Raw genomic sequence first — 23,904 nt, 5'->3', positions numbered from 1 at the left:
GCGTAGTCGAGTCGCTTTGGAGAGTGACGGCGGCTCCATTAGTCTCCGGGGGCACCGCGGTCGTGGGCGTCCGGGCCGTGGTGGACCGGACCGGACCGGATGCCGTGGAGCGTCGTGAGCAATGCGCAGGGCAGTCACCGTGCCGCACGGGGCGGGTTCGGCCGCCGTCAACCCGCCCCGTCCGATGTCCCGACGTCCGGGGGCGCGGCATCCGGAGGCGTGGCATCGGACGTTTCGCCGTCCGGGAGCGCGCCGACAGGGGGCGCTCCGGCGCCCGGAGTCGTCCCGGCGCCCCGAGCCGTCCTGCCCGAGGTCTCCCGGCCCGAGGCCGCTCCGCCCCAGGTCTCCCTGCCCAGGCCCGCCGCCTCCCCCGAGGCGCTGCGCCGGCTCGTCCCGCAGGCGCTCGTCGTCGCCTTCCTCGCCGGTGGCACCTCGGCGTTCGTCGTCAACGACAAGGCCGTGAACCTCACCGTCGACGGAGGCGAGCCGCGCACCCTGCACACCTTCGCCGGGGAGGTGGAGGAACTGCTCGCGCACGAGGGCGTGTCGGTCGGCGCGCACGACATCGTCGCCCCGGCACCCGGCGCGGAACTCGTCAACGGTGACGACGTCGTCGTCCGCTACGGGCGGCCCGTCCTGCTCACCCTCGACGGACACCGGCGCCAGGTGTGGACGACGGCCCGCACCGTCGAGGGCGCGCTGCGCCAGCTCGGGGTGCGCGCGGAGGGCGCGTTCCTCTCCGTCTCGCGCTCCGCCGCGATCTCCCGTTCCGGACTCGCTCTGGACGTACGGACCGAGCGCACCGTCACGTTCATGGCGGACGGCCGCGAGCACACGATCCGTACGAACGCGGCGACCGTCGCCGAGGCCCTGGCGCTGGCCGGCCTCGCGCTGCACGGGCAGGACACCACGTCCGTACCGCCGGACACCTTCCCGCGCGACGGCTCGACGATCACCGTCATGCGGATCACCGCGGGTGAGCGGGTACGCGACGAGCCCATCCCGTACGACACCGTACGGACCGAGGACCCCGGCCTCTTCCGGGGAACCGAGGTCGTCGACCAGCAGGGCAGGCCGGGCGCGCGCCGGGTCACGTACGCCCTGCGCACGGTCAACGGCGTCAAGGAGAAGCCGCGGAGGATCCACGAAGAGGTGGTGCGCCGCGCGGTCACCCAGCGGGTGAGGGTGGGGACGAAGACGGCGCCGGTCTCCGTGTCGGGCGCGGACGGGCTCGACTGGGCCGGGCTCGCCGCCTGCGAGTCGGGGGGCCGGCCGGGGGCCGTCGACGCGTCGGGGAACTACGGTGGGCTGTACCAGTTCGACACCGCCACCTGGCACGCCCTCGGCGGCAGCGGACGCCCGCAGGACGCACCGGCCGCGGAACAGACGTACCGCGCGAAGAAGCTCTACGTGCAGCGGGGGGCGAGCCCCTGGCCCCACTGCGGCCGTAGGCTGACCGGGTGAGCACCACTGAGCCCGATGCCCCTGAGCCCCACGCCGCTGAGCCCGACACCCCTGATGACCCTGACGCCGCTGACGCCCCTGGTGGCCCCAGCGGCCTCGGCGGCCATGAGGGACTTCTGGGCCCGGCGGACATCCGCGAGCTGGCCGCGGCGCTGGGCGTACGCCCGACCAAACAGCGCGGACAGAACTTCGTCATCGACGCCAACACCGTCCGCAGGATCGTCCGCACCGCCGAGGTGCGCCCGGACGACGTCGTCGTGGAGATCGGCCCCGGGCTCGGCTCGCTGACGCTGGCGCTGCTGGAGGCGGCGGACCGCGTGACGGCCGTGGAGATCGACGACGTCCTGGCGGGCGCGCTGCCCGCGACGATCGAGGCGAGGATGCCGGCGCGCGCGGGGCGCTTCTCGCTCGTGCACTCCGACGCGATGCGGGTCCGGGAACTGCCGGGCCCGGCGCCGACCGCGCTGGTCGCGAACCTTCCGTACAACGTGGCCGTGCCCGTCCTGCTGCACATGCTGGAGCGCTTCCCGACGATCGAACGCACGCTGGTGATGGTGCAGGCGGAGGTCGCCGACCGGCTCGCCGCCGCGCCGGGCAACAAGGTGTACGGGGTGCCGTCCGTGAAGGCCAACTGGTACGCGGACGTCAAGCGGGCCGGCGCCATCGGCCGTACCGTCTTCTGGCCCGCGCCCAATGTGGACTCGGGCCTGGTCTCGCTGGTACGCAGGGCCGAGCCGGTGAAGACGACGGCCTCCAGGACCGAGGTCTTCGCGGTCGTCGACGCGGCCTTCGCGCAGCGCCGCAAGACGCTGCGCGCGGCGCTGGCCGGCTGGGCGGGTTCGGCCCCGGCGGCGGAGGCGGCGCTGGTCGCGGCGGGCGTCTCGCCGCAGGCGCGCGGTGAGGCACTGACGGTCGAGGAATTCGCGCGGATCGCGGAGTCGAAGGGGGCGGGCGCGTGAGCGTCGGCACAGGGGCAGCAGGAGCGGCAGGGATGGCAGGGGTGGCGGAGACGGCCGGGGCGGCGGGGACGGCCGGGGCGGCGGGGACGCGCGTACGCGTACGGGTGCCCGCGAAGGTGAACGTACAGCTGGCGGTGGGCGCGGCCCGCCCCGACGGCTTCCACGACCTGGCGAACGTCTTCCTCGCCGTGGGCCTGTACGACGAGATCACGGTCACCCCGGCCGACGAACTGCGGATCACCTGCACGGGCCCGGACGCGGCGCAGGTCCCCCTCGACCGCACCAACCTCGCGGCCCGCGCGGCGCTGGCACTGGCGGAGCGACATGGCATCGACCCGCGCGTCCATATCCATATCGCCAAGGACATCCCCGTCGCGGGCGGCATGGCGGGCGGCAGCGCGGACGGCGCGGGCGCCCTGCTGGCCTGCGACACCCTCTGGTCGCTGGGCTCCTCGCGGGACGAACTCCTCTCCATCTGCGCCGAGTTGGGCAGTGACGTGCCCTTCAGCCTGATCGGCGGGGCGGCGCTGGGCACCGGACGGGGCGAACAGCTCACGCCCCTGGAGGTCGGCGGCTCCTTCCACTGGGTGTTCGCGGTCGCCGACGGCGGTCTGTCCACGCCGACGGTGTTCCGCGAGTTCGACCGCCAGACGGAGGGAACCCCCGTCCCCGCCCCGTCCGCGGACCCGTCCCTGCTCGCCGCCCTCCGCACGGGCGACGCCACCGCCCTGGCCGCCGCGCTGTCCAACGACCTCCAGCCCGCGGCCCTCACGCTGCGCCCGTCCCTCGCCGGCACCCTCGCCGCGGGCAGGACAGCGGGCGCCCTCGCGGCCCTGGTCTCGGGCTCGGGCCCGACGACGGCCTTCCTGACGAAGGACGCGGACACGGCGGAGGAGGTGTCCCGGGCGCTGCTCACCTCGGGCACGTGCCGCACGACCCGGGTGGCCCCGTCACCGGCGCGGGGGGCGACGGTGGTGGAGCGGGCCCCCGCCTGACGGCCGAGCCGCGGGTGGGTGGGGGCAGCCGCGTCGGCGGAAGCGGCCGGTCGCCCCTCACCACCTCACGCACCGGGCCGCCCCGGCGCCCGCTCCTTCTCCTTCTCCCCTCCCCCTCGTCACCCGGGGCTTGTCCGGTCGCGCCGTCACACGGTGAATCCGTCGAGGGTGCTGTACTGACCGGACAGCTTGGTCACCACGATGGTGTGTCTGCCCGGGGAGAGCGGACCGGACGTGTACACCGCGACGTTCGCATGCCGTACGCCGTCGCTCGGCAGTGTGCTGACGACCTGCTGCGGTCCGCCGTCGATGCTGATGCCGATGTTTCCCTGGTCGGTGTTCCGCTCGCCGTGCACCGTGACTCTGGTACCGGTGAAGGTGAGCGACGCGGTCGACCCGTTCGACGTCGCGTAGTGGACATCGTTCCGGTGGTCGCCGTACGAGCGGCCGTCCGCGTACGCGAATCCGCTGTAGGTGATCGCGCCGTCGTCGTCGTTGAGCCGGATGGATCCGGGGACCTGCGGGGTGACGGAGATCTGCCCGGCCGAGGTGCCGGGCGGAATCGGGACGATCATGAAGCCGCTGGACAGGTGGGTCACATCGGCGACCGGGGTGGTGCCGATGTACACCGGCGTCGCCGGGCCGAAGCCCTCACCGGCGACGAGGACCTCCGTCGCGTTCGCCGTGGGCGACACGTAGAAGATTCTCGCGGGGACGGAGAGGACCGGCGTGAAGGAGCCGGAGCCCGTGCCCGCGGCGCGCAGCAGGGCGTGGGGAAGGTCGGCCGGCCCGGGGGTTGCCGGGATGGCCGTGTTCCCGCTCGCGTGAGTGTCGACCGGCTGGGCGCACGGGTACGACTGGATGCCGGCGGAGAAGTAATTGCCGGTGATCCAGAAGTGACCTGTCGGGCTACAGCCGCCGTGTGCTTTGTCACCGGCGCGGAAGGCCACGTTCCGCTGCCAGTTGATCCACTCCGAGCCGGCGTCGTTGTAATAGGTGAAGTTGGTCGTGGGGCCGTTGTAGGCGATGTTGCCGCTGACCTGAAGGCCCTTGGCCAGAGTCCGCACCGGGTCGATCGTCGTCCCGTCCGCCTCGTACACGTACCGCGCCTGGTGTCCCTCGACGTAGACGGCACCGCCGTCGCTGCGGACGGACAGGTAGTCATGGAGGATGTTGTCGCTGATGGTGTTCGAGCTGTTGATGTTCGTGGTGTTCTGCGGCGTGCTCGCCTGATTGACGTGCCCCTGGATCACTCCGGCTGTGATGCCGGTGTAGGGCAGGTCGTACAGGTTGTTCCGGGTGATGGTCGTGTGCTGCGAGAACAGCAGGGTGATGCCGCTGGCCGAGGAGTAGTCGGTACCGATGTGATGGATGACGTTGTCCGCCACGGTGGTACCGGTCAGGATCTCGTTGGTGCCGATCGCGGCGGTTTCGTTCGCTCCGTTGGGGGTGCAGTTCCGCTTGATCCCCGCGGCGTCGGACGGGTTGGTCGGCAGCGGGTCGTAGGTGCAGCCGAGGAGGATCGCGGTGGAGGCGATATCGGTGAACTCGTTGCCCTGAATGAGGGTGTTGGCCGCTCCGTACATCACGCCCAGTCCGGCTCCGCCGAGTCCGGTGAACCGGTTGCCGGTGAGCGTGATGTTCTTGGAGGCGGTGAACGAGACGTTCGCCAGGGGCTGGGTCAGCGATCCCCAGGGGCAGCTTCCGGCGGGGTTGGAGAACGTGCACATGCCCTGGTTGTTCGCACCGGTCATCCTTTTCCGACTGGGGTGTTGAGCGTGCGGTCGCCACCGCACGCTTACAGTGCCACCTGAACTGCCCACAGGCATGGATTCATCGGGTGTCTGGTTCGTCGGCCCAGGGCGGCGGTGAAGAGAGCAGGGACGGTCGGGCTCTCACGGCAACCGGCTTCTCCGGTCATCGCGCCGGGGCAAGGCCGTGATCATCCCGTGCCGGTCCTGCGGGGCGACCGGACCACCTCTTGTTCCTTGACGCGCTCTTCCTGACGTGGAAAGCCGGGCGAGGGCCGGGGCTCCCCGTCTGAAGCTGGGTGGCCCTGGCCGCGTCAGAACTGCTTCTGTTCGGCGCCGGGAGGGAGGAGGCAGGGGGTGCTGACGATGAGTACGAGGTGCTCCTCGTCGCTGTCCCTGACGGAGATGAACTGATGGTCCTCGGGATGCTTGGCATACAGGAGATTGGGCGGGCTGACCTTGGGATCGGTGCGGAAGTCCTGAATCTCCAACCCTTGTTTCTGGAGAGCATCCCTGACCGCAGAGACCGCTTCGGCGTGCTGGGGCTGTGGCAGCTTCGCGCGTACGGAGTAACGCAGCGTGAACCGACCATCATCGGCGGATTCGTTGTTCTTGCCGATGCAGTTGGTGAACTTCGCTGCGGGGAGATCGGGATCGGTTTCGGGTACGATCTCGGCTTTCGCGGTGCGGGCCATGGACACGGTCCAGTGTTTGGCCCATTGCTCTGCCTTCTCCTTGCTCATCCGGGGCAGGGGGGCATTGACGTCGTCGCCTGCGTCGCCTCCGTTGTCGGACATACAGCCTCCCAGTAGCAGGGCGAGAGTCAGAACGGTGATGCTCCGGCGCGTTGAGCGCATGAACTTGCGTCTCCTTAAATCAAGGACTGGCCCCAGCACCCGGCTGCTGCCCGGTGATGATGGCTCCCATGTTCTCCAAGCTCTGGCTCCCGTCGTTCCAGTAGCCACCGTGGCCTTGGGTGTCCACGTACATCCTCTGGGCACCGAACTCGGATTTTTTGGGGTCGGCGCCGAGCGTCAGATCGGAGGTCAAATTGGATACCTGGTCGTCGTCGGCGGCGCCCACCCACAGACGCTTGGGATCGACATGGAGTTGATCCGCTCGGTCCACCGTCAGCCCAGGACTGCCGACGACAACCATGTCGTCCGCGTCCAGCCCTCGGCCCCCCGCATCGGCTGCGCCGGCGGTTGTGGAGCCGTAACTGTGGGCGAGGACCGTCAGATGGCCGCGCTCTCCCTCATGCGCGGCGCGGAGTCCGTGGGTGAACTCGCGAAGATCCTCCGCTCCGTCTTTTGCCCGTCCATCAGTGGCGATCGCCAGATTGAGTTCCGGATCCGTGGGCGTGAAGTTGGCCTCGGGTGCGTTGTAGTCCAGCCAGGAAATGACGGAGATGTCCGCGGGCCCCTTTGCTCCGTTCCAGCCCGCGGCGGCGTCCTGCAACTTCTCGACGCGGTCGATCTGGCTGCCCACATTGTCCAGTTGGTTGCTCGTGCCCGGCACCTGCACCGCCGTGTGCTTGGCCGTGTCAGGATTTCCGACAGCGACGATCGCCCGCCCGTCCTTCTCGGTGCTGAAGCCGAGCAGATACAACTGCTTGGACGAGGGGGCGGTGTCCATCTTGTCCAGGCGGTCCTTCAAGGCGCTCAGAGACTGGTAGCTGGAGCGGTCGTGGTAGCCCAGGCCGTTCTCCCGCTGCGCGTAGTCGTTGAGGCGCATGTCCAGCAGTGTGCGATTGGCATGGTCCCGCGTGGTGGCGGGCAGACCGTCCAGCGTGCCCAGTTGGCCGGGAAACGCTGCGAGATAGAAGTGTTGCTTCTCCGCGTCCAGACCGGCCCACCAGTCCGCCGTACGCCGCGAGTCCTTCCCGTCCGGGATGTCCTTCGCACTGATCCCGGCGAACTCGGCGACCCGTGCGGCGTCCTCTTGGGCATTGGCGGCGCCGTACCGTTTGTCGAGGTCGAACGGGTCGATCTGGTACAGGATTTCGGCCGCCTGGTAGCTGGCGGTCTCGGCGTCGGTGAGGGCTTCGTCGATACGGGCACGGAATCCGCCGAGTCCCGTGTTCGCCTGCTTCTGGAGGCCCTCGTAGTCCGGGTCGTTGTGGTACTTGGGATCCACCGCTTGCTTTGGCTCCACCCATCCGTCTTCCCGGACCCGGTGGCCCGCTGCTTCCGCGTCGGCCACCGCGTTGCGCAGCTTGCGTTGGGCCGCCTGCATTTTGGTATGGAGGGTGTCCAGGGTGGTGGTGATCAGCTGGGCATCGAGCTGAGCCGTGCCAAGCTTGCTCTCCGTGGCCTCCATCGCTTCGAAGCCATAGGTGGCGCTGACTCCGCTCCAGCCCGCCTTGTGGAGTGGGCCAGTCACCCGCTTGCCGCTGCCGGTCTGCGTCTTCCCCAGTGCCTCGGTGAGCTTCTTCCAGGAGGACACGGCGGAGTCGAGATCGGAGAAGCTCTGCTTGAACAGTTGCGTGAAGTTTTCGGGCACGTCGCCGTCTCACCAGCCCGTGAAGCTGTCGAGAACATCCTGCTCCATGATGTCGCGGCCGTTCGCCAGCAACCGCATACCCTGTGCATGCCGCGACAGGTTGTCGCACAGCGTGCCGAGTGCGGTCCCCCACCCGTCGGCGGTCCCACCCATCCGGGCCCCGGCCGACCAGTCGCGGAAGGAGGCCGACGCGGCGGTCAGGTCGTCCATGGCCTTCCTCACTGACGGGCGCAGATCCGCTACCAGACTGTCCGCGGCCCCGGCCGAAGCCCTCAGCTCGCCCGCGGAGATATTGAGATCCCCTGCCATTCTTTCCTCCCCCTGTCTCTGCCGTTGAGTGCTCCCTCGGCTGATCTTATTGAGGTGGGCTGTTTCCCCGAGCAAACAGTGGCCGGATACCGGCGGGTCGACTGGTCGTCCACCGCCGCTCGCCACGCCACTCCGGGCGATTACCCTGGGATGTCGATCCGTCCCCCCGTACAGGAGTGAAATGGCCGTCAATCTGGTCAATGTCGAGGCAGTCACCAAGGTGTACGGCACCCGTGCGCTGCTCGACGGTGTCTCTCTCGGCGTCTCCGAGGGAGACCGGATCGGCGTCGTCGGGCGGAACGGCGACGGTAAGACGACCCTCATCCGGCTGCTCAGCAAGCTGGAGGAGGCCGATACCGGGCGGGTCACGCACAGTGGCGGGCTGCGGCTCGGGGTGTTGACGCAGCATGATTCGCTCGATCCCGCCGCCACGGTCCGGCACGAGGTCATCGGTGATCTCGCCGATCACGAGTGGGCCGGGAACGCCAAGATCCGTGATGTGCTCACCGGGCTCTTCGGCGGGCTCGATCTGCCCGGGTTCCCGCAGGGGCTCGATACCGTCATCGCGCCGCTCTCCGGTGGTGAGCGGCGGCGGATCGCGCTCGCGAAGCTGCTGATCGGCGAGCCCGAGCTGATCGTGCTGGACGAGCCCACCAACCACCTCGACGTCGAGGGCATCGCCTGGCTGGCCGAGCATCTGCGGGCGCGGCGGTCCGCGCTCGTGTGCGTGACGCACGACCGGTGGTTCCTCGACCAGGTCTGTACGCGGATGTGGGACGTCCAGCGCGGTGCGGTGCACGAGTACGAGGGCGGCTACTCCGACTATGTCTTCGCGCGCGCCGAGCGCGAGCGCATCGCGGCGACCGAGGAGGCCAAGCGCCAGAACCTGGTCCGCAAGGAGCTGGCCTGGCTGCGGCGCGGGGCTCCCGCGCGTACGTCGAAGCCGCGCTTCCGGGTCGAGGCGGCCAATGAGCTGATCGCGGACGTACCGCCGCCCCGTGACACCTCCGAGCTGATGAAGTTCGCCAATGCCCGGCTCGGCAAGACCGTCTTCGACATGGAGGAAGTGACCGTCCAGGCCGGCCCCAAGGTGCTGCTCACCCATCTCACCTGGCAGCTCGGACCGGGCGACCGGATCGGGCTGGTCGGGGTGAACGGCGCGGGCAAGACCTCGCTGCTGCGGGCCCTCGCCGAGGCCGCCCGTTCGCAGGGCGATGTCCAGCCCGCCGCGGGGAAGGTCGTGGTCGGCAGGACCGTCAAGCTGGCGTATCTGTCGCAGGAGGTCACCGAACTCAAGCCGTCGCTGCGGGTCCTCGAAGCCGTGCAGCAGGTACGGGACCGTGTCGACCTCGGCAAGGGGCGGGAGATGACGGCGGGCCAGCTGTGCGAGCAGTTCGGCTTCACCAAGGAGAAGCAGTGGACGCCGGTCGGCGATCTCTCCGGCGGTGAGCGGCGCCGCCTTCAGCTGCTGCGGCTGCTGATGGACGAGCCGAACGTCCTCTTCCTCGACGAGCCCACCAACGACCTCGACATCGAGACGCTCAACCAGCTGGAGGACCTGCTCGACGGCTGGCCGGGCTCGATGGTCGTCATCTCGCACGACCGGTTCTTCATCGAGCGGACCACCGACAAGGTGATGGCGCTGCTCGGTGACGCGAAGCTGCGGATGCTGCCGCGCGGGATCGACGAGTATCTGGAACGCCGCCGCCAGCTGCACGCGTCCGGGGTTCCGGCCGCCGCGCAGGCCCCCGCCGAGGTGCGGTCAGCGGGTACGGGGACGGGAGCGGGCGCCGGTACGGCTGCCGGTACCGGGGCGGTATCGGCCAAGGACGGCCGTGCGGCGAAGAAGGAACTTCAGAAGATCGAGCGGCAGTTGGACAAGATGTCCAGCCGTGAGACGACCCTCCACCAGCAGATCGCCGACCACGCCACAGACTTCGAGAAAGTGGCCAAATTGGATGCGGAGCTGCGCGAACTGGTGAGTGAGCGCGACGAGTTGGAAATGCGCTGGCTGGAGCTCGCGGAGGACGCGTAGAGACGCTGTGCAGAGCGCGTAACGGGCACATCACGGGCCGGTCCTCCCTTGGGAACAGGGGCGGACCGGCCCGTCCCGTACGGATGTCCGGGTGATAGAAAGAAGCGCCGCTCGACTGATATGACGATGCGGAAACCGCGCCCGATTCGCTCCATTCCGGTGGCCGGTGATTATCAGCCACCGGAATCGCGGGGGAGTCCGACCGGGTAGCGGACCGAACTAACAGGGGGAAAGCGCTGATGAGCCAACCGCCCAGTCAGCAACCGCCGCAGGGCGGCTTCGGAGCTCCGCAGGACCAGCCGCACGGCGGCCCGCCGGGACAGGGGGGACCGCAGAGTCCGCCGCCGCCCGCGCAGCCGCCGCAGATGCCACCGCCGCCGCAGACGCCGCCGGGTCCGCCGGCCGCACAGCCCGGTTACGGCTATCCGCAGGCGGGACCGGCCGGGGAGGGGCAGCCTCAGCCCGGACCGTACGGCCAGCCCGGACCGTACGGTCAGCAGCAGCCCGGCCCGTACAACCAGCCGGGGCCGTACGGTCAGCAGCAGCCCGGCCCGTACAACCAGCCCGGCCCCTACGGTCAGCAGCCCGGTCCTTACGGTCAGCAACCCGGCCCCTACGGCGGCGGCTATCCGCCCCAGCAGTTCCCCGGCCCGCCCACCGCGCCCGGCGGTGGCGGCGGTGGCGGCAAGAACCCCTTCAAGGGCAAGCCCGGCATGATCGTCGCGGCGGCCGTCGCGGGAGCGCTGGTCATCGGCGGCGGGATCTGGTTCGCCGTCGGCGGTGACGACAGCGCCGACCGGCCGGACGTCAGCAAGAGCGGCGACGCCGCGCCGAGCGGTTCGCCGAGCGTCGACCAGGGCGACGGCAGCGGCACGGGCCGCGAGGCCGCGGACGACCTCAACGCCGGGCGCAAGGACGGCGAGGCCAAGATCGAGTGGCTCCAGACGAACGACGTGGACCTGCCGCGCAACGGAGCGGATGTGGAAGGCCCGTGGTTCGCCGGCGACACCGTCGTCAAGGCCATGTACCGGCAGGTCGTGGGGTATTCCGCCGCCGACGGCAAGAAGAAGTGGACGCTGTCGCTGCCCGCCGAGATCTGCGCGGCGCCCGTCGCGTCCACGGCCGACGGCAAGCTGGTCATCGGGGTCAAGAACGGCACCACGGAGAAGGCCGACTGCAACCAGCTCCAGCTGATCGATCTGACGACCGGCAAGGCCGGCTGGAAGAAGGAGATACCCGAGACGGGCGCCTTCGACCTGCTCTCCGACATCACCCTGGCGATCAGCGGCGACACGGTGACCGCCGCCCGCACCGGCGCCGTCAACGCGTTCCGGGTGAGCGACGGCAAGGAACTCTTCGGCAAGCTCCCCGGTGACTGCCAGCCGTACGCGCTCACGGGCGGCCCCAAGATGATCGCCGCCGAGAACTGCAACTCCGGCGCGAAACAGATCCAGGAGCTGGACCCGACGACCGGCCGGGCCAAGTGGACCTACAAGCTGGCCGCCGACTGGGACACCGACAAGGTCTACTCGATCAACCCGCTGGTCGTCTCCCTGAAGAACGACGAGAAGGACACCTGGAGCGTCGTCGCGCTCAACGCGAACGGCACCCTGCGCTCGCAGATCCAGGGCGGCACGGACAAGTTCGCACCGAACTGCGGTGGCGGCTTCATCGTCTTCGGCCAGAACCTGGAGGGCTGTGTCGGTGTCGCCGCCGACGCGAACACCTTCTACATGGCGACCGCGCCCGACAGCAGCGGCACCTCCCGTACCAACGAGATCGTCGCCTTCAGCCTGGACACCGGAAAGTCCACATGGCGCGCCAAGGCGCCCGAGGGCCGCACGATGACGCCGCTGCGCATGGAGGGCGGGAAGGTCCTGGTCTATCTGGACGCCACGTACGACACGGGCGGCGCGGTCGCGACCGTGGCCCCGACCGGTGGCGCCCCGACCACGCTGTTGCAGCACCCGGCGTCCACGGCGGAGATCGAGAACTCCTTCTACTCGCCGAAGTACGCCTATGTGGACGGTCGTTTCTATGTGATGAGCGGCCGGGTCAGCGCGAGCAACGACGAAGAGGAACTGAAGACGAAGACGATGATGGCCTTCGGGAAATGACGCTCCCGGGCCTCCCGGGCCTCCCGGGCTTCCCAGGGCTGCCAGGCATCCCGCGCCTCTCAGGCATCCCGGGCCTCCCGGGCCGCCCCGGCCTCGCTGCCCCCCTCGTCCTCCCCGTCCTCCCGGTTCCCTCCGTCCTCTCCGCTCTCTTCGTCCCCGACGACTTTCCCGAGGTACGCACGTCATGACGCAGCCGCCCCAGCCACCCAACGAGCCCCCGCAGGGAGGGTTCGGAGCCCCGCAGGAGCCCCCGGCCGGTGGGTTCGGAGCCCCGCAGGAGCCCCCCGCCGACGGGTTCGGTGCTCCACAGGACCCGCCGCCCGGTGGGTTCGGTGCTCCGACGCCGCCCCCGCAGAACCCTCCGTACGGCTATCCGCAGACGCCGCCGCAGGGCCCCCCGGCCCAGCCGCCGCAGACACCGCCCGGCCAGCAGCCGGGGTACGGGTACCCGAACCAGCAGCCGGGATACGGATACCCGAACCAGCCGCCCGCGTACGGATACCCGGGCCAGCCGGGCCAGCCCGGCCAGCCGTCCCCGTACGGTTACCCGACCCAGCCCATGCAGCCGGGGGCCCAGCAGCAGTACCCGTATCCGCAGCCCCCGCAGGGAGGCGCCGGCGGCGGTGGCGGCAAGAAGCTGACCCGCCAGATGCAGATCATCATCGCCGCGTCCGTCGCCGTCGTACTGATCATCGGCGGCGGCATCCTGTTCGCCTCCTCCGGTGGCGACAGCGGGAAGACCGACGACGCCAAGGGCGGCTCGTCCGGCTCCTCCGAGGGCGGTACGGGCGGCACCGGCGGCGGGAAGGCCGCCGACGGCGCGGGCAAGGAGAAGGCGCCGGGCAACACCAGGTCCAAGATGGCCTTCCAGCTGCCGACGCCCAAGGTCACCGACGTCACCACCGTCACCGGCTCCTGGATGACCGACACCGCGTACGTGAAGACCGGCATCAACGAGATCGTCGGCTACGACCTGGACAAGGGCACCAAGCTGTGGTCGATCCCGCTCCCGGGCCAGGTCTGCGCGGCGTCGCCGCACGCCACCGGGGACAACAAGACGGCGGTCGCCTTCGCCGCGGCCAAGACCACGGCCGACAAGAACTACCAGCAGTGCACGGAGATCGGCGCGATCGACCTGACGGCCGGAAAGCTGCTCTGGTCCAAGTCCGTCAAGGGCTCCAACGTGGGTGACGAGAAGGTCCGGTTCAGCGAGGTCACCCTCAGCGGGAACACCATCGCGGCCGGCGGCACCGACGGCGGGGCGGCCTTCGATCTGGCCGACGGCTCGATCCGGTGGAAGCCCGAGGTCAGCGCCGAGGGCTGCTACGACATGGGGTACGGCGGCGGCGCGGGGCTCGTGGCGGCCCGCAAGTGCGGTTCGTACGACGACCCGCAGGTCTCCATCCAGAACCTGAACCCCCTGACCGGCGCCCCGATCTCCACCTTCCAGATGCCGACCGGTGTCGAGTACGCGAGTGTCATCTCGACCGATCCGCTGGTCGTGGCCGCCGACGTCGGCGACACGGCCGGGGACGGCAGCGGGATCTCGGACTTCTTCTCGATCGACGCGAAGACCGGCAAGCTGATCGCCAAGATCCCGGCGGACGCCGACAAGTACGCGGCGAAGTGCCGCTCCACCGAGGTCGAGTCCTGCCAGATGCTGGCGGTGGGCAACGGCCGGCTCTATCTGCCGACCGAGGAGCACGAGGGCGGCGGGGAGTACGGCGACACCAACGAGATCGTCTCGTTCGACCTCGCCACCGGCAAGGGCACCTCGGACCGCGCCGACGCGGGCGACCGCTACACGATGGTGCCGCTGCGCATGGACGGCGGCAACATCATCGCGTACAAGCGGCCTCCGTACGACAAGGGCGGCCAGATCGTCTCCATCGACGGCGGCACGTTCAAGCAGACGGTGCTGCTGGAGAACCCGGCCGGCGAGACCGTGCGTGACGCGGAGACCAGCTTCCTGCCGGACTACGCGGAACTGCTATACCAGGACGGCCGGTTCTTCATGTCCGACACCACGCTGAGCGAGCCGTCGAATTCGTCGCTGGACGAGAAGTCGTATCTCGCGGTGTCCTTCACGACCAAGTAGCCCTGAGGGCAAGGAAATTCGGGCCCCGGCCCGTGGGTGACACCACGGGCCGGGGCCCCTTTCGTAGCCGCTCCGGCCGGTCAGTAGTCCCGAATGGCCGGGAATTCGGCAATCCGAGGGGCTTCTGACCGGTAGGGGGCGCGCGATGTCGAACAAGCGTGTAGCTTGCCGGGTCTAGAGGCCGGGGGCCGGGGGGCCGGGCAGGTACCGGGGGACGGGGGGAGGGTTGCTCATGGGTGTGCGGATCATGGTGGTCGACGATCACAGACTGCTCGCCGAGGCGCTCGCCTCGGCGCTGAAACTCCGCGGGCACCGGGTGCTCGCGGCGGCGGCGCCCACGGCGGGCGTCGCCGAGCTGGTGGTGAGCAGGGCGCCCGAGGTATGCCTGCTGGGCACGGCGGCGCCCGCGGAGCCGGGGACGTTCGACCCGATCGTACGGATCAAGCGGGAGCGCCCGCAGGTGGCGGTGGTGGTGCTCGGACCGGTGCCCAGTCCGCGCGGGATCGCCGCGGCCTTCGCGGCCGGCGCCTCCGGTTACGTACGGCACGACGAGCGCATCGAGGGCGTGGAGCGGGCCATGGTCAAGGCCCGTGCCGGGGAGGCCGCGGTGGCGCCCCAGCTGCTCCAGGGCGCGTTCACCGAACTGCTCAATCCGGTGGTCCAGCCGGACGACGAGGGCCAGCGGCTGCTGCGGATGCTCACCCCGCGCGAGGTGGAGGTGCTGATACGGGTCGCGGAGGGCGAGGACACCCGGCTGATCGCCGCCGGGATGGGCATCGCGCCGAGCACGGCCAGGACGCATGTGCAGCGGGTGCTGATGAAGCTGGGGGTGGGCTCCCGGCTGGAGGCCGCGGCGCTGGCGGCGCGTACGGGGCTGCTGGACCGGGCCGCGCGGCCCGGAGGGTCCGCGGACATGGTCAAGGGGCCGGACCACCGCACGCGTCGTGGGTGAGGTCCGGCCCCCGTGACGGCCGTTACTCGGCGGGCGAGGCGGACGAGTTGGGTGAGTTGGGCGAGGCGGGCGGAGCGGGCGGCGTGGGCGGCGCCGTGGGGCGCAGCTTCAGCCATATGAGGAAGAAGAGCCCCAGGGCCAGCATCCCGAGCCCTGTCCACAGATTGATGTTGATGTCCTGCGCCTTCTTCAGATCGGCGTCGGACGCGGTGATCCCGGCGATGGTCACGATGATCCCGTAGACCACGAAGAGCCCGCCGATGATGCGGCGGATGTCGAAGAGCCGTGCCGCGGTGGCGGACTTGGCCTCCAGTTCCTCGACGTCGTTGCGGTAGTCGCTCATGGTGATGTGTTCCTCTCGGCGCCGTCAGCGCCTGGGCGTCAGAACGTCAGAAGGAGAACGGCACGTAGCAGATGGCCGCGAGGATGATCGCGCCCCAGCCCAGCAGGGCCGGCCTGCGGTACCAGGCGTCGTCGCCCTCGGCCGGCAGCTCGTCCATGTCGGGCGAGCGTGTGCCGTACACCAGCCCCGCGAGCTTCTCGGCCGGCTTCGGCCTCGTCACGTACGAGACGACGACCATCACCACGGCGCCGACGACGAACGCGACGATGGAGGAGACGAAGTTCGCGCCCTGGTCGCTCGGGATGTCGACGATCCCGCCCTTGTAGAGCCAGAAGTAGTTGACCATCGCGGCGACCGTGCCGGAGAGCAGCCCCCAGAAACCGGCGGCCGGGGTGGTCCGCTTCCAGAACATGCCGATGATGAAGACCACGAACAGCGGGACGTTGAAGAAGGAGAACAGCGTCTGGAGGTAGTTCATGATGTTGCTGAAGCTGGAGGCGATGAACGCCGTGCCCATGCCGATCAGCACACCGACCGCCGTGACGACCCGTCCGGTCTTCAGGTAGTAGGCGTCCTCCCGGTCCTTCTTGAGGTACGCGCCCCAGATGTCGTTCGTGAAGACGGTGTTGAACGACGAGACGTTGGCGGCCATACCGGCCATGAACGCGGCGAGCAGACCGGTCACGGCGATGCCCAGCACACCGTTCGGCAGCAGATCGCGCATGAGGACCGGGATCGCGTCGTTGTACTGGAGGCCGCTGCCCGCCTTGCCCAGCGTCGGTTCCATGATCAGCGCGATCAGACCGGGGATGATCACGACCATCGGTATGAGGATCTTGGGGAACGCCGCGATCAGCGGGGTGCGCTTGGCCGCTGAGAGGTTCTTCGCGGACAGCGCGCGCTGCACCTCGGCGAAGTTGGTGGTCCAGTACCCGAAGCTCATCACGAAGCCGAGGCCGAGGACGATGGTCAGCCAGTTCGCGCCGAGCGGGTTGGGCGAGCCGACGCCGGTGCCCTCCCAGGCGCTCAGGAAGGCGCCGCCGTGTGAGCTGGTGAGGGAGTCGGTCAGCCCGTCCCAGCCGCCGACCCGCTTGAGACCGACGATGGTCAGCGGGATCAGCGCGGCGAGGATGACGAAGAACTGGAGCACCTCGTTGTAGATCGCCGAGGAGAGCCCGCCGATGGTGATGTAGGCGAGGACGAAGAAACCGGCGACGACGATCGCGACCCACTCGGGCCAGCCGAGCAGCGCCTCCAGCACGATCGCCATCGCGTAGAGGTTGACGCCCGCGATCAGCACGGACGACACCGCGAAGATGATCGACGAGAGCAGATGGGAGGAGGGTCCGAAGCGGTGCAGCAGGAACTCCGGTACGGAGCGCACCTTCGACCCGTAGTAGAACGGCATCATCACCAGGCCGAGGAAGACCATGGCAGGGATGGCGCCGATCCAGTACCAGTGCACGGTGTAGACGCCGTACTGCGCGCCGTTGGCCGCCATGCCCAGGATCTCGGTGGCGCCGAGGTTGGCGGCGACGAACGCGAGGCCCGTCACCCAGGCGGGCAGGGAGCGCCCGGAGAGGAAGAAGTCCAGGCTGGTCTTCACGCTGGCACGGGCGGCGAAGCCGATGCCGAGGACGACTATGAAGTAGATCGCCAGGATGGTGTAGTCGAGCCCGTTGGTGGGGAGCCGGAGCCCTTCGGCCAGGTATCGCATGGGGGGTACTCGCTTCGTCGCAAGAAGATGACTCCGCCGGAACCTACGCTCCTGTGTTCAGAAAATGAACACTTCTGTTGATTTTCTTTGTTTAATCTTGATCGAGACGTTCGAGGTGTCGGACGCACCTCGCCGCGCGTGATCTCGTGTGCCCACCCTGTCGCCGTTGACGCATCTGTTTACTTGTGATTTGTTATGTGCGATTCTGTTGATGAGTGGTGTGTAGGTGCGGGCCGTGGAGGCAACCGATGAAGAAGACGGTGACGAGGCTCGCCGACGGCCGTGAGCTGGTCTATTACGACCTGCGGGACGACACCGTGCGCGACGCCCCCGACCGCAGGCCCCTCGGCCCCATCTCCACCACCTCGGAGATCCGCCGGGACGCGCTGCTCGGTGACGCGGTCGCCATCGCCTCGCACCGCCAGGCCCGTACGTACCACCCGCCCGCCGACGAATGCCCGCTCTGCCCCTCGCGGGACGGCCGGCTCAGCGAGATCCCGGAGCCGGACTACGACGTCGCCGTCTTCGAGAACCGCTTCCCCTCCCTCGCCGGGGACTCGGGACGCTGCGAGGTCGTCTGCTTCACCTCCGACCACGACTCCTCGTTCGCGGACCTCACCGAGGAGCAGGCCGGTCTGGTGCTGGAGGCCTGGACCGACCGCACCGCAGAACTGGCCGAACTGGACCAGGTCGAGCAGGTGTTCCCGTTCGAGAACCGCGGCGCCGAGATCGGCGTGACACTCGGCCATCCGCACGGGCAGATCTACGCGTACCCCTTCGTCACCCCGCGCACCGCGCTGATGCTCCGCTCCGTACGGGAGCACCGCGCCGCGACCGGCCGCAACCTCTTCGACGACCTCGTCGCGCGCGAGCGGACCGAGGGCGGCCGGGTGGTGCTCGAAGGCCGGCACTGGGTGGCGTTCGTCCCCTACGCGGCGCACTGGCCGTACGAGGTGCACCTCTACCCCGTCCGGCGGACCCCCGACCTGCGGGGGCTCGACGACGGGGCGCGCACGGAGTTCCCACAGATATATCTGGAACTCTTGAGGCGCTTCGACCGGATCTTCGGCGAAGGTGAACCGCCGACGCCGTACATCTCGGCCTGGCACCAGGCGCCCTTCCGGGCCGAGGGGCGGCACGACTTCGCGCTTCACCTTGAGCTTTTCACCATCCGCCGCACTTCCGGCAAGCTGAAATTCCTCGCGGGTTCCGAATCCGGCATGAGTGTGTTCATCAACGACGTGCCGCCGGAGGCCGCGGCCGAGCGACTGCGAGAGGTAGCGAGCGAGTGAGCAAGACTGTGTCTTCCCCGGAGACGACCCCCGTACCCCGGAAGTACTTCGTCACGGGCGGTGCGGGCTATGTCGGCGGCGTGGTCGCGGCACATCTGCTGGAGGCCGGTCACGAGGTGACCGTGCTGGACGACCTCTCCACCGGATTCCGCGAGGGCGTCCCGGCGGGGGCCGACTTCATCGAGGGCCGGATCCAGGACGCGGCGAAGTGGCTCGACCCCTCGTACGACGCGGTGCTGCACTTCGCGGCGTCCTCGCAGGTCGGCGAGTCCGTCGCCAAGCCCGAGAAGTACTGGGACAACAACGTCGGCGGCTCGATGGCGCTGCTCGCCGCGATGCGCGCGGCCGGGGTGCGCACGCTCGTCTTCTCGTCCACCGCCGCGACATACGGGGAGCCGGTCTCCAGCCCCATCACGGAGAGCGACCCGACGGCGCCCACCAGCCCGTACGGCGCCACGAAGCTGGCCGTCGACCACATGATCAGCGGCGAGTGCGCGGCGCACGGCCTCGCGGCGGTCTCGCTGCGGTACTTCAACGTGGCCGGGGCGTACGGCAGTTGCGGCGAGCGGCACGATCCCGAGTCGCATCTCATCCCGCTGGTCCTCCAGGTCGCCCTCGGCAGGCGGGAGGCGATCTCGGTGTTCGGCGAGGACTACCCGACGCCGGACGGCACCTGCGTACGCGACTACATCCATGTCGCGGATCTCGCCGAGGCCCATCTGCGCGCGCTGGCCGCGGCCACCGCCGGCGAGCATCTGATCTGCAACCTCGGCAACGGCGCGGGCTTCTCGGTCCGCGAGGTCATCGAGACCGTACGCGCGGTCACCGGTCACCCCGTCCCCGAGGTCGTGGCCCCGCGCCGGGGCGGCGACCCCGCCGTCCTGGTCGCCTCCGCCGAAGCGGCCCGCGACCGCCTCGGCTGGACCCCGAGCCGCGCCGATCTGGCGGGGATCGTCGCGGACGCGTGGGCGTTCGCACGCCGGAAGGAGAACCAAGGGTGAGCCGCAGCGGTACGGGCGTCGACGGCACGGTCGTCGGTGACACGGGTATCGGGGACGAGGGCGTCCGTGTTACGGACGCCCGTGGCACGGGCGTCGGCGAGACGGGCGTAGTCGAGACGGGCGTCGGCGGGACGGGCGTCGGCGAGACGGGCGTAGTCGAGACGGGCGTCGGCGGGACGGGCGTCGGCGGGACAGGCGCAGTCGAGACCGGCGCAGTCGAGACCGGCGCCTTCGGGACGGGCGTCGGTGAGACGGTGGCCCAGGAGTTCCGGCGGCTGTACGGCGCCGAACCCGAGGGCGTCTGGGCGGCCCCCGGCCGGGTGAACCTGATCGGCGAGTACACCGACTTCAACGACGGCTTCGTGATGCCGCTGGCGCTGCCGCACCGGGCGGTCGCCGCGGTGTCCCGCCGTACGGACTCGGTCCTGCGCGTGCACTCCGCGGATGTCCAGCAGGGTGTCGTCCAGCTCGACGCCGACGCGCTCGTACCGCTCTCCGACACCGGCTGGGCCGCCTATCCGGCCGGTGTCGTCTGGGCGCTGCGCGAGGCCGGGCACCGGGTCGGCGGCGCCGACATCCATCTGGCGTCGTCCGTCCCGACCGGCGCGGGCCTCTCGTCCTCGGCCGCGCTGGAGGTCGTCACCGCGCTCGCCCTGAACGACCTGTACGGACTGGGCCTGTCGGCACCCGAGCTGGCGGTGCTCGCGCAGCGCGCCGAGAACGACTTCGTCGGCGTGCCGTGCGGGGTCATGGACCAGATGGCCTCCGCGTGCTGCACCGACGGACACGCGCTCCATCTGGACACCCGCGACCTCTCCCAGCGCCAGGTGCCGTTCGACCTGGCGGCCCACGGACTGCGGCTGCTGGTCGTCGACACCCGCGTCAAGCACGCGCTCGGCGACGGCGCGTACGCCGAACGGCGCGCGGGCTGCGAGGCGGGCGCGCGGGCGCTCGGCGTGCGCGCGCTGCGCGATGTGGCGTACGAGGACCTGCCCGGGGCGCTCGACCGGCTGGCGGCGGCGGGCGAGAGCGAGACCGTACGCCGCTACGTCCGCCATGTCGTGAGCGACGACCACCGCGTCGAACAGGTCATCGCGCTGCTGGACGCGGGCGACGTCCGCGCCGTCGGCGCGATCCTGGTCGAGGGCCACGCCTCGCTCCGCGACGATCTGCGGGTCTCCTGCGCCGAACTGGACCTGGTGGTCGAGACGGCCACGGCGGCCGGCGCGCTCGGCGCCCGGATGACGGGCGGCGGCTTCGGCGGCTCGGCGATCGTCCTGGTCGAGGAGACGGACGCGGAATCCGTGACGAAGGCGGTCACGGAAGCCTTCACGACAGCGGGCCACACGGCCCCGCGGGTCTTCCCGGCGATCCCGTCGCGGGGGGCGCACCGGCTGGCCTGAGAGCCCTGCCGGGTGGCGGGGAGGGGTGTCCGGGGACGGGAGGGGAGCGCCGAGTCCCCGTCCCCCACGTACGGTGGGTGACGTCTGTGAACGTCCACGTACGTGGGGCCTCGGCTGGACTTGGTCCAGTGCTTAGTCCGCCCTTGAACGCCTGTGAGGCAGCAGCCATGGAAGCAGCCCGTCAGTACAACGTGCACGAGGCGAAGACGCACTTCTCACGCATCCTGGAGCAGGTGGCCACCGGCGAGGAAGTCGTGATCAGCAAGGCCGGGGTGCCGGTCGCGAAGGTCATACCGCTGCGGCCGGAAGTCAGGCGGACGGGACGCGGCTCCCTCAAAGGGCGGATCCGTATCAACGACGACTTCGGCGAACTGCCCGACGACATCGCTGACGCTTTCGGGATGTGCTGATGAGGCTGCTGCTCGACACCCACATCATCCTGTGGTGGCTGGCCGACTCCCCTGATCTGGACGACGGGGGCAAGGATCTGCTGGACAAAGAGCCTTCCGTATATGTCAGCGCGGTGTCGCCATGGGAAATCGCCATCAAGCAGTCGCTCGGCAAACTCGAAGGACCCGAGGACCCGAGGACCCGAGGACCCGAGGACCCGAGGACCTGGCGGAGCGCGCCCGGGACAGTCAGTTCACCCCACTGTCGATCACCGCGGGGCATGGAGTGCGTGCGAGCCGGCTGCCGGCACATCACCGGGATCCCTTCGACCGGCTGCTCATCGCTCAGGCGCAGACCGAGGGCATGACACTCGTGACCCGTGACAAGTGGATTCCGCACTACGACGTCCAGGTCATGCTTGTGTAGCCCGTCGGCGCACGCACGATTCAGGCGAGTGCCCTGCTCAGGTCAACGCCTTGATCAGGATGTACTCCGTCACGCCCGGCGGGTAGTCCGTGACCTCGCCGACGACCTGGTAGCCCTGCTTGCGGTAGAAGTCCGGGGCCTGGAAGTCCCAGGTCTCCAGGCGCGCCCGCGCGCACGCGCGCTCCGTCCTGGCCACGCGCTCCGCCTCGGCCAGCAGCCGGCTGCCCAGGCGCCCGCCGCGGTGGCGGTCGTCGATCCAGAGCAGATCCACGTGCAGCCAGCGGGCCCAGGTGCGTCCCGCCAGACCGCCGGCCAGCTCGCCCGTCGTATCGTCCAGCAGCCAGACATGGAGCGGGACTTCCTCGCCCAGCGGACTCGTACGCAACGCGCGGAGCACCGGTGAGCGGTGCGAGTTGGCCGCGCCCAGCCGTTCGCCGAGCGCGGCGTGCCGTTCGTTGTCGACTTCTGTCTCCATACGAAACATGAGGCCCACCATAAACAGGGCGGCCAACGAGTTCTGCGAATTTCCTTCCGCTTCGGGCCCGCGCCCGTACGCTGGGAAAAAGCACCGGTGGGGGCCGGTGCTGTTCAGGGGTGGAGACACGTCGGGTACGACGCCCGGAGTGGGGCAGCGGTCATCAGGCGGCGGCGGCCGCGTCGTTGACCTGTCGCCCCGCGTACCGGGCGCCGTGCCCGCGCTGTCGGCCGCCCGCCTTCAGGGGGTGTCCATTGGTACGTATCCGGGTTCTCGTGGTGGACGACCATCGCATCTTCGCCGAGTCGCTCGCCGCCGCGCTCGCGGCCGAGTCCGACGTGGACGTGTCGGCCGCGGGCAGTGGGCCCGCCGCGCTGCGCTGTCTGGAACGCGCGGCGGCGGAGGGGCGCAGGTTCGATGTGATGCTGGTCGACGCCGATCTGGGCACGGTCCCGGGCGCGGCCGGAGGTTCGGTCAACGGCGCGCTCAACGGGACCGCGGGCGGTTCGGTCAACGGCTCGCTCAGCCTCAACGGCTCGGCCAACGGGACGGCGGCACCGGGGCAGGGGCCGGCATCGTCATCGGCATCGGGACCGGCTTCCGCTCAGAACGGCGGGCCGGTCCAGGTGCCGGTCGCCCGTGCCGTGCCCGACCACGGCGATGTCGTCCTGGTCGACGGCATCTCGCTGGTGGCCGGGGTCCGTTCGGGCCAGCCGTCCGTCCGTACGGTCGTGCTCGCCGAGAAGGACGACCCGCACCGCGCCGCCCTGGCACTCCAGGCGGGCGCCTCCGGATGGGTCGCGAAGGACTGCTCGCTGCAACGGCTGCTCGCCGTGATGCGGGGCGTCCTGCGGGACGAGACGCATCTGCCGCCCGCGCTGCTCACGGGCGTCCTGCGCGAGCTGACGGCCGCGCGCAAACACCGTACGGAGAGCGAACGGCTGGTCGAGTCGCTGACGCCGCGCGAGCGCGAGGTGCTGCGCTGCATGGTCGCGGGGCTGGGGCGCAAGGCCGTCGCCGAACGCCTCTTCCTCTCCCCGCACACCGTCCGTACGCATATGCAGAACGTGCTCGGGAAGCTGGGCGTGCACTCCACGCTGGCCGCCGTCGCCCTGGCCCGCCGGGCGGGCGTCGGGCCGGTCGATCTGGTGCCGCCGCTAGGGAACGTTGTCGAACGGGGCGGTCAACTGGCGTAGCAGCCCCGCCAGTTCACCACGCTGGGCGCGAGACAGCTCGGCGAGGATCGCGCGCTCCTGGGCGAGCAGCCCGGCGAGCGCCTGATCCGCGCGGTCCCGTCCCTCGGCGGTGAGCCTGACCAGCACGCCGCGCCGGTCGCTGGGGTCGGGCAACCGCTCGACCAGGCCCTTCTTGGCGAGCCGGTCGATACGGTTCGTCATCGTGCCCGAGGTGACCAGGGTCTGCGTCAGCAACTGGCCGGGCGAGAGCTGATACGGGGCGCCCGCGCGCCGCAGCGAGGTCAGTACGTCGAACTCCCACGGCTCCAGGCCGTGCTCCGAGAACGCGATACGGCGCGCGCGGTCGAGATGGCGGGCCAGCCTGCTCACACGGCTGAGCACCTCGAGTGGTTCCACGTCGAGGTCGGGGCGCTCCCGGCGCCATGCTGCGACCAGTCGGTCGACCTCGTCCTCCATGACGATCAGTGTAGAGGGTGCCT

General features: G+C 69.9%; 20 protein-coding genes and 1 pseudogene. 13 read left to right on the top strand and 8 right to left on the bottom strand.

All coding sequences use genetic code 11. The features are described from left to right. Positions 1-99 precede the first annotated feature (99 nt). The 3 genes from ACIOGX_RS18915 (at position 100) to ACIOGX_RS18905 (ending at position 3,418) form a co-directional block, all read left to right on the top strand. A complete protein-coding gene (locus ACIOGX_RS18915) occupies positions 100-1,464 on the top strand; it encodes a ubiquitin-like domain-containing protein (RefSeq protein WP_401914492.1) in 1,365 nt (454 codons plus the stop codon). Positions 1,465-1,580: 116 nt separating this feature from the next. Then, entirely contained in the window at positions 1,581-2,423 is an 843-nt protein-coding gene (rsmA, locus tag ACIOGX_RS18910) for a 16S rRNA (adenine(1518)-N(6)/adenine(1519)-N(6))-dimethyltransferase RsmA (RefSeq protein WP_356512871.1), read from the top strand. 32 nt (positions 2,424-2,455) lie between these two features. After that, entirely contained in the window at positions 2,456-3,418 is a 963-nt protein-coding gene (locus ACIOGX_RS18905) for a 4-(cytidine 5'-diphospho)-2-C-methyl-D-erythritol kinase (RefSeq protein WP_401767000.1), read from the top strand. 146 nt (positions 3,419-3,564) lie between these two features. Here ACIOGX_RS18905 and ACIOGX_RS18900 read toward each other — a convergent pair whose 3' ends face one another. From ACIOGX_RS18900 to ACIOGX_RS18885, 4 genes are all read right to left on the bottom strand, one after another. Then, a complete protein-coding gene (locus tag ACIOGX_RS18900) occupies positions 3,565-5,172 on the bottom strand; it encodes a hypothetical protein (protein WP_401914489.1) in 1,608 nt (535 codons plus the stop codon). A 311-nt stretch (positions 5,173-5,483) separates the two neighbouring features. Continuing rightward, entirely contained in the window at positions 5,484-5,966 is a 483-nt protein-coding gene (locus tag ACIOGX_RS18895) for a hypothetical protein (RefSeq protein ID WP_401914487.1), read from the bottom strand. 79 nt (positions 5,967-6,045) lie between these two features. Continuing rightward, positions 6,046-7,671, bottom strand: coding sequence for an alpha/beta hydrolase (locus tag ACIOGX_RS18890; RefSeq protein ID WP_401914484.1), 1,626 nt, complete (start codon positions 7,669-7,671; stop codon positions 6,046-6,048). A gap of 9 nt (positions 7,672-7,680) precedes the next feature. After that, entirely contained in the window at positions 7,681-7,881 is a 201-nt protein-coding gene (locus ACIOGX_RS18885) for a hypothetical protein (RefSeq protein WP_401914481.1), read from the bottom strand. A 280-nt stretch (positions 7,882-8,161) separates the two neighbouring features. Between ACIOGX_RS18885 and ACIOGX_RS18880 the strand changes: the two genes are divergently transcribed. The 4 genes from ACIOGX_RS18880 to ACIOGX_RS18865 all read left to right on the top strand — a co-directional run bounded on the left by ACIOGX_RS18880 (position 8,162) and on the right by ACIOGX_RS18865 (position 15,182). Beyond that, positions 8,162-10,015: an ABC-F family ATP-binding cassette domain-containing protein gene (locus ACIOGX_RS18880; protein ID WP_401914478.1), complete on the top strand. Its 1,854-nt coding sequence runs from the start codon at positions 8,162-8,164 to the stop codon at positions 10,013-10,015. Positions 10,016-10,254: 239 nt separating this feature from the next. Then, complete coding sequence (locus ACIOGX_RS18875; RefSeq protein ID WP_401914475.1) at positions 10,255-12,132, top strand: PQQ-binding-like beta-propeller repeat protein; 1,878 nt, start codon at positions 10,255-10,257, stop codon at positions 12,130-12,132. A gap of 184 nt (positions 12,133-12,316) precedes the next feature. Further along, complete coding sequence (locus ACIOGX_RS18870) at positions 12,317-14,230, top strand: PQQ-binding-like beta-propeller repeat protein (RefSeq protein ID WP_401914472.1); 1,914 nt, start codon at positions 12,317-12,319, stop codon at positions 14,228-14,230. A gap of 232 nt (positions 14,231-14,462) precedes the next feature. Further along, positions 14,463-15,182 carry a response regulator transcription factor gene (locus ACIOGX_RS18865; RefSeq protein WP_401914470.1) on the top strand — a complete coding sequence of 240 codons (720 nt, stop codon included), beginning with the start codon at positions 14,463-14,465 and terminating at the stop codon, positions 15,180-15,182. A gap of 22 nt (positions 15,183-15,204) precedes the next feature. Here the strand turns inward: ACIOGX_RS18865 and ACIOGX_RS18860 are convergent, their stop codons facing one another. Together ACIOGX_RS18860 and ACIOGX_RS18855 are read right to left on the bottom strand one after the other, a co-directional pair. Further along, entirely contained in the window at positions 15,205-15,525 is a 321-nt protein-coding gene (locus ACIOGX_RS18860) for a hypothetical protein (RefSeq protein WP_401914467.1), read from the bottom strand. Between the two features lie 46 nt (positions 15,526-15,571). Next, on the bottom strand, positions 15,572-17,242 hold the full coding sequence (locus tag ACIOGX_RS18855; RefSeq protein WP_356512603.1) for a sodium:solute symporter family protein: 1,671 nt from the start codon (positions 17,240-17,242) through the stop codon (positions 15,572-15,574). A 248-nt stretch (positions 17,243-17,490) separates the two neighbouring features. Here ACIOGX_RS18855 and galT point away from each other — a divergent pair, with 248 nt between their 5' ends. The 5 genes and pseudogenes from galT to ACIOGX_RS18830 all read left to right on the top strand — a co-directional run bounded on the left by galT (position 17,491) and on the right by ACIOGX_RS18830 (position 21,754). Continuing rightward, positions 17,491-18,534, top strand: coding sequence for a galactose-1-phosphate uridylyltransferase (galT, locus tag ACIOGX_RS18850; protein ID WP_401914464.1), 1,044 nt, complete (start codon positions 17,491-17,493; stop codon positions 18,532-18,534). Then, positions 18,531-19,535: a UDP-glucose 4-epimerase GalE gene (gene galE, locus ACIOGX_RS18845; RefSeq protein WP_383961298.1), complete on the top strand. Its 1,005-nt coding sequence runs from the start codon at positions 18,531-18,533 to the stop codon at positions 19,533-19,535. Before galT ends, galE begins: the two co-directional genes overlap by 4 nt. Positions 19,536-19,789: 254 nt before the next feature. Beyond that, positions 19,790-20,938, top strand: a complete 1,149-nt coding sequence (gene galK / locus ACIOGX_RS18840; RefSeq protein ID WP_401915098.1) for a galactokinase — start codon at positions 19,790-19,792, stop codon at positions 20,936-20,938. Positions 20,939-21,105: 167 nt separating this feature from the next. Further along, positions 21,106-21,348 carry a type II toxin-antitoxin system Phd/YefM family antitoxin gene (locus ACIOGX_RS18835; protein ID WP_401914460.1) on the top strand — a complete coding sequence of 81 codons (243 nt, stop codon included), beginning with the start codon at positions 21,106-21,108 and terminating at the stop codon, positions 21,346-21,348. After that, a pseudogene (locus ACIOGX_RS18830) lies at positions 21,348-21,754 on the top strand (type II toxin-antitoxin system VapC family toxin). Before ACIOGX_RS18835 ends, ACIOGX_RS18830 begins: the two are co-directional and overlap by 1 nt. 37 nt (positions 21,755-21,791) lie before the next feature. Here ACIOGX_RS18830 and ACIOGX_RS18825 read toward each other — a convergent pair. Then, positions 21,792-22,238, bottom strand: coding sequence for a GNAT family N-acetyltransferase (locus ACIOGX_RS18825; RefSeq protein WP_401766965.1), 447 nt, complete (start codon positions 22,236-22,238; stop codon positions 21,792-21,794). A 245-nt stretch (positions 22,239-22,483) separates the two neighbouring features. Between ACIOGX_RS18825 and ACIOGX_RS18820 the strand changes: the two genes are divergently transcribed. Then, positions 22,484-23,425: a response regulator transcription factor gene (locus tag ACIOGX_RS18820; RefSeq protein ID WP_356512610.1), complete on the top strand. Its 942-nt coding sequence runs from the start codon at positions 22,484-22,486 to the stop codon at positions 23,423-23,425. On the opposite strand, the gene ACIOGX_RS18815 is transcribed toward ACIOGX_RS18820, so the two are convergent. Continuing rightward, positions 23,387-23,881 (bottom strand): MarR family winged helix-turn-helix transcriptional regulator, encoded by a 495-nt coding sequence (locus ACIOGX_RS18815; RefSeq protein WP_129766999.1) that lies wholly within the window; start codon positions 23,879-23,881, stop codon positions 23,387-23,389. The genes ACIOGX_RS18820 and ACIOGX_RS18815 overlap by 39 nt on opposite strands. Positions 23,882-23,904 lie beyond the last annotated feature (23 nt).

Source organism: Streptomyces sp. NPDC088147 (genome assembly GCF_044741565.1).
In the GTDB taxonomy this organism is placed as follows: Bacteria; Actinomycetota; Actinomycetes; order Streptomycetales; family Streptomycetaceae; genus Streptomyces.
This window is presented reverse-complemented; position numbering and strand designations above follow the sequence as displayed.

Coding starts and splice junctions, on each gene's coding strand:
- ACIOGX_RS18915 (WP_401914492.1), top strand. CDS start 100: ATGCCGTGGAGCGTCGTGAGCAATGCGCAGGGCAGTCACCGTGCCGCA.
- ACIOGX_RS18905 (WP_401767000.1), top strand. CDS start 2,456: ATGGCAGGGGTGGCGGAGACGGCCGGGGCGGCGGGGACGGCCGGGGCG.
- ACIOGX_RS18900 (WP_401914489.1), bottom strand. CDS start 5,172: ATGACCGGTGCGAACAACCAGGGCATGTGCACGTTCTCCAACCCCGCC.
- ACIOGX_RS18895 (WP_401914487.1), bottom strand. CDS start 5,966: ATGTCCGACAACGGAGGCGACGCAGGCGACGACGTCAATGCCCCCCTG.
- ACIOGX_RS18885 (WP_401914481.1), bottom strand. CDS start 7,881: ATGGACGACCTGACCGCCGCGTCGGCCTCCTTCCGCGACTGGTCGGCC.
- ACIOGX_RS18880 (WP_401914478.1), top strand. CDS start 8,162: ATGGCCGTCAATCTGGTCAATGTCGAGGCAGTCACCAAGGTGTACGGC.
- ACIOGX_RS18875 (WP_401914475.1), top strand. CDS start 10,255: ATGAGCCAACCGCCCAGTCAGCAACCGCCGCAGGGCGGCTTCGGAGCT.
- ACIOGX_RS18870 (WP_401914472.1), top strand. CDS start 12,317: ATGACGCAGCCGCCCCAGCCACCCAACGAGCCCCCGCAGGGAGGGTTC.
- ACIOGX_RS18865 (WP_401914470.1), top strand. CDS start 14,463: ATGGGTGTGCGGATCATGGTGGTCGACGATCACAGACTGCTCGCCGAG.
- ACIOGX_RS18860 (WP_401914467.1), bottom strand. CDS start 15,525: ATGAGCGACTACCGCAACGACGTCGAGGAACTGGAGGCCAAGTCCGCC.
- ACIOGX_RS18855 (WP_356512603.1), bottom strand. CDS start 17,242: ATGCGATACCTGGCCGAAGGGCTCCGGCTCCCCACCAACGGGCTCGAC.
- galT (WP_401914464.1), top strand. CDS start 17,491: ATGAAGAAGACGGTGACGAGGCTCGCCGACGGCCGTGAGCTGGTCTAT.
- ACIOGX_RS18835 (WP_401914460.1), top strand. CDS start 21,106: ATGGAAGCAGCCCGTCAGTACAACGTGCACGAGGCGAAGACGCACTTC.
- ACIOGX_RS18825 (WP_401766965.1), bottom strand. CDS start 22,238: ATGTTTCGTATGGAGACAGAAGTCGACAACGAACGGCACGCCGCGCTC.
- ACIOGX_RS18815 (WP_129766999.1), bottom strand. CDS start 23,881: ATGGAGGACGAGGTCGACCGACTGGTCGCAGCATGGCGCCGGGAGCGC.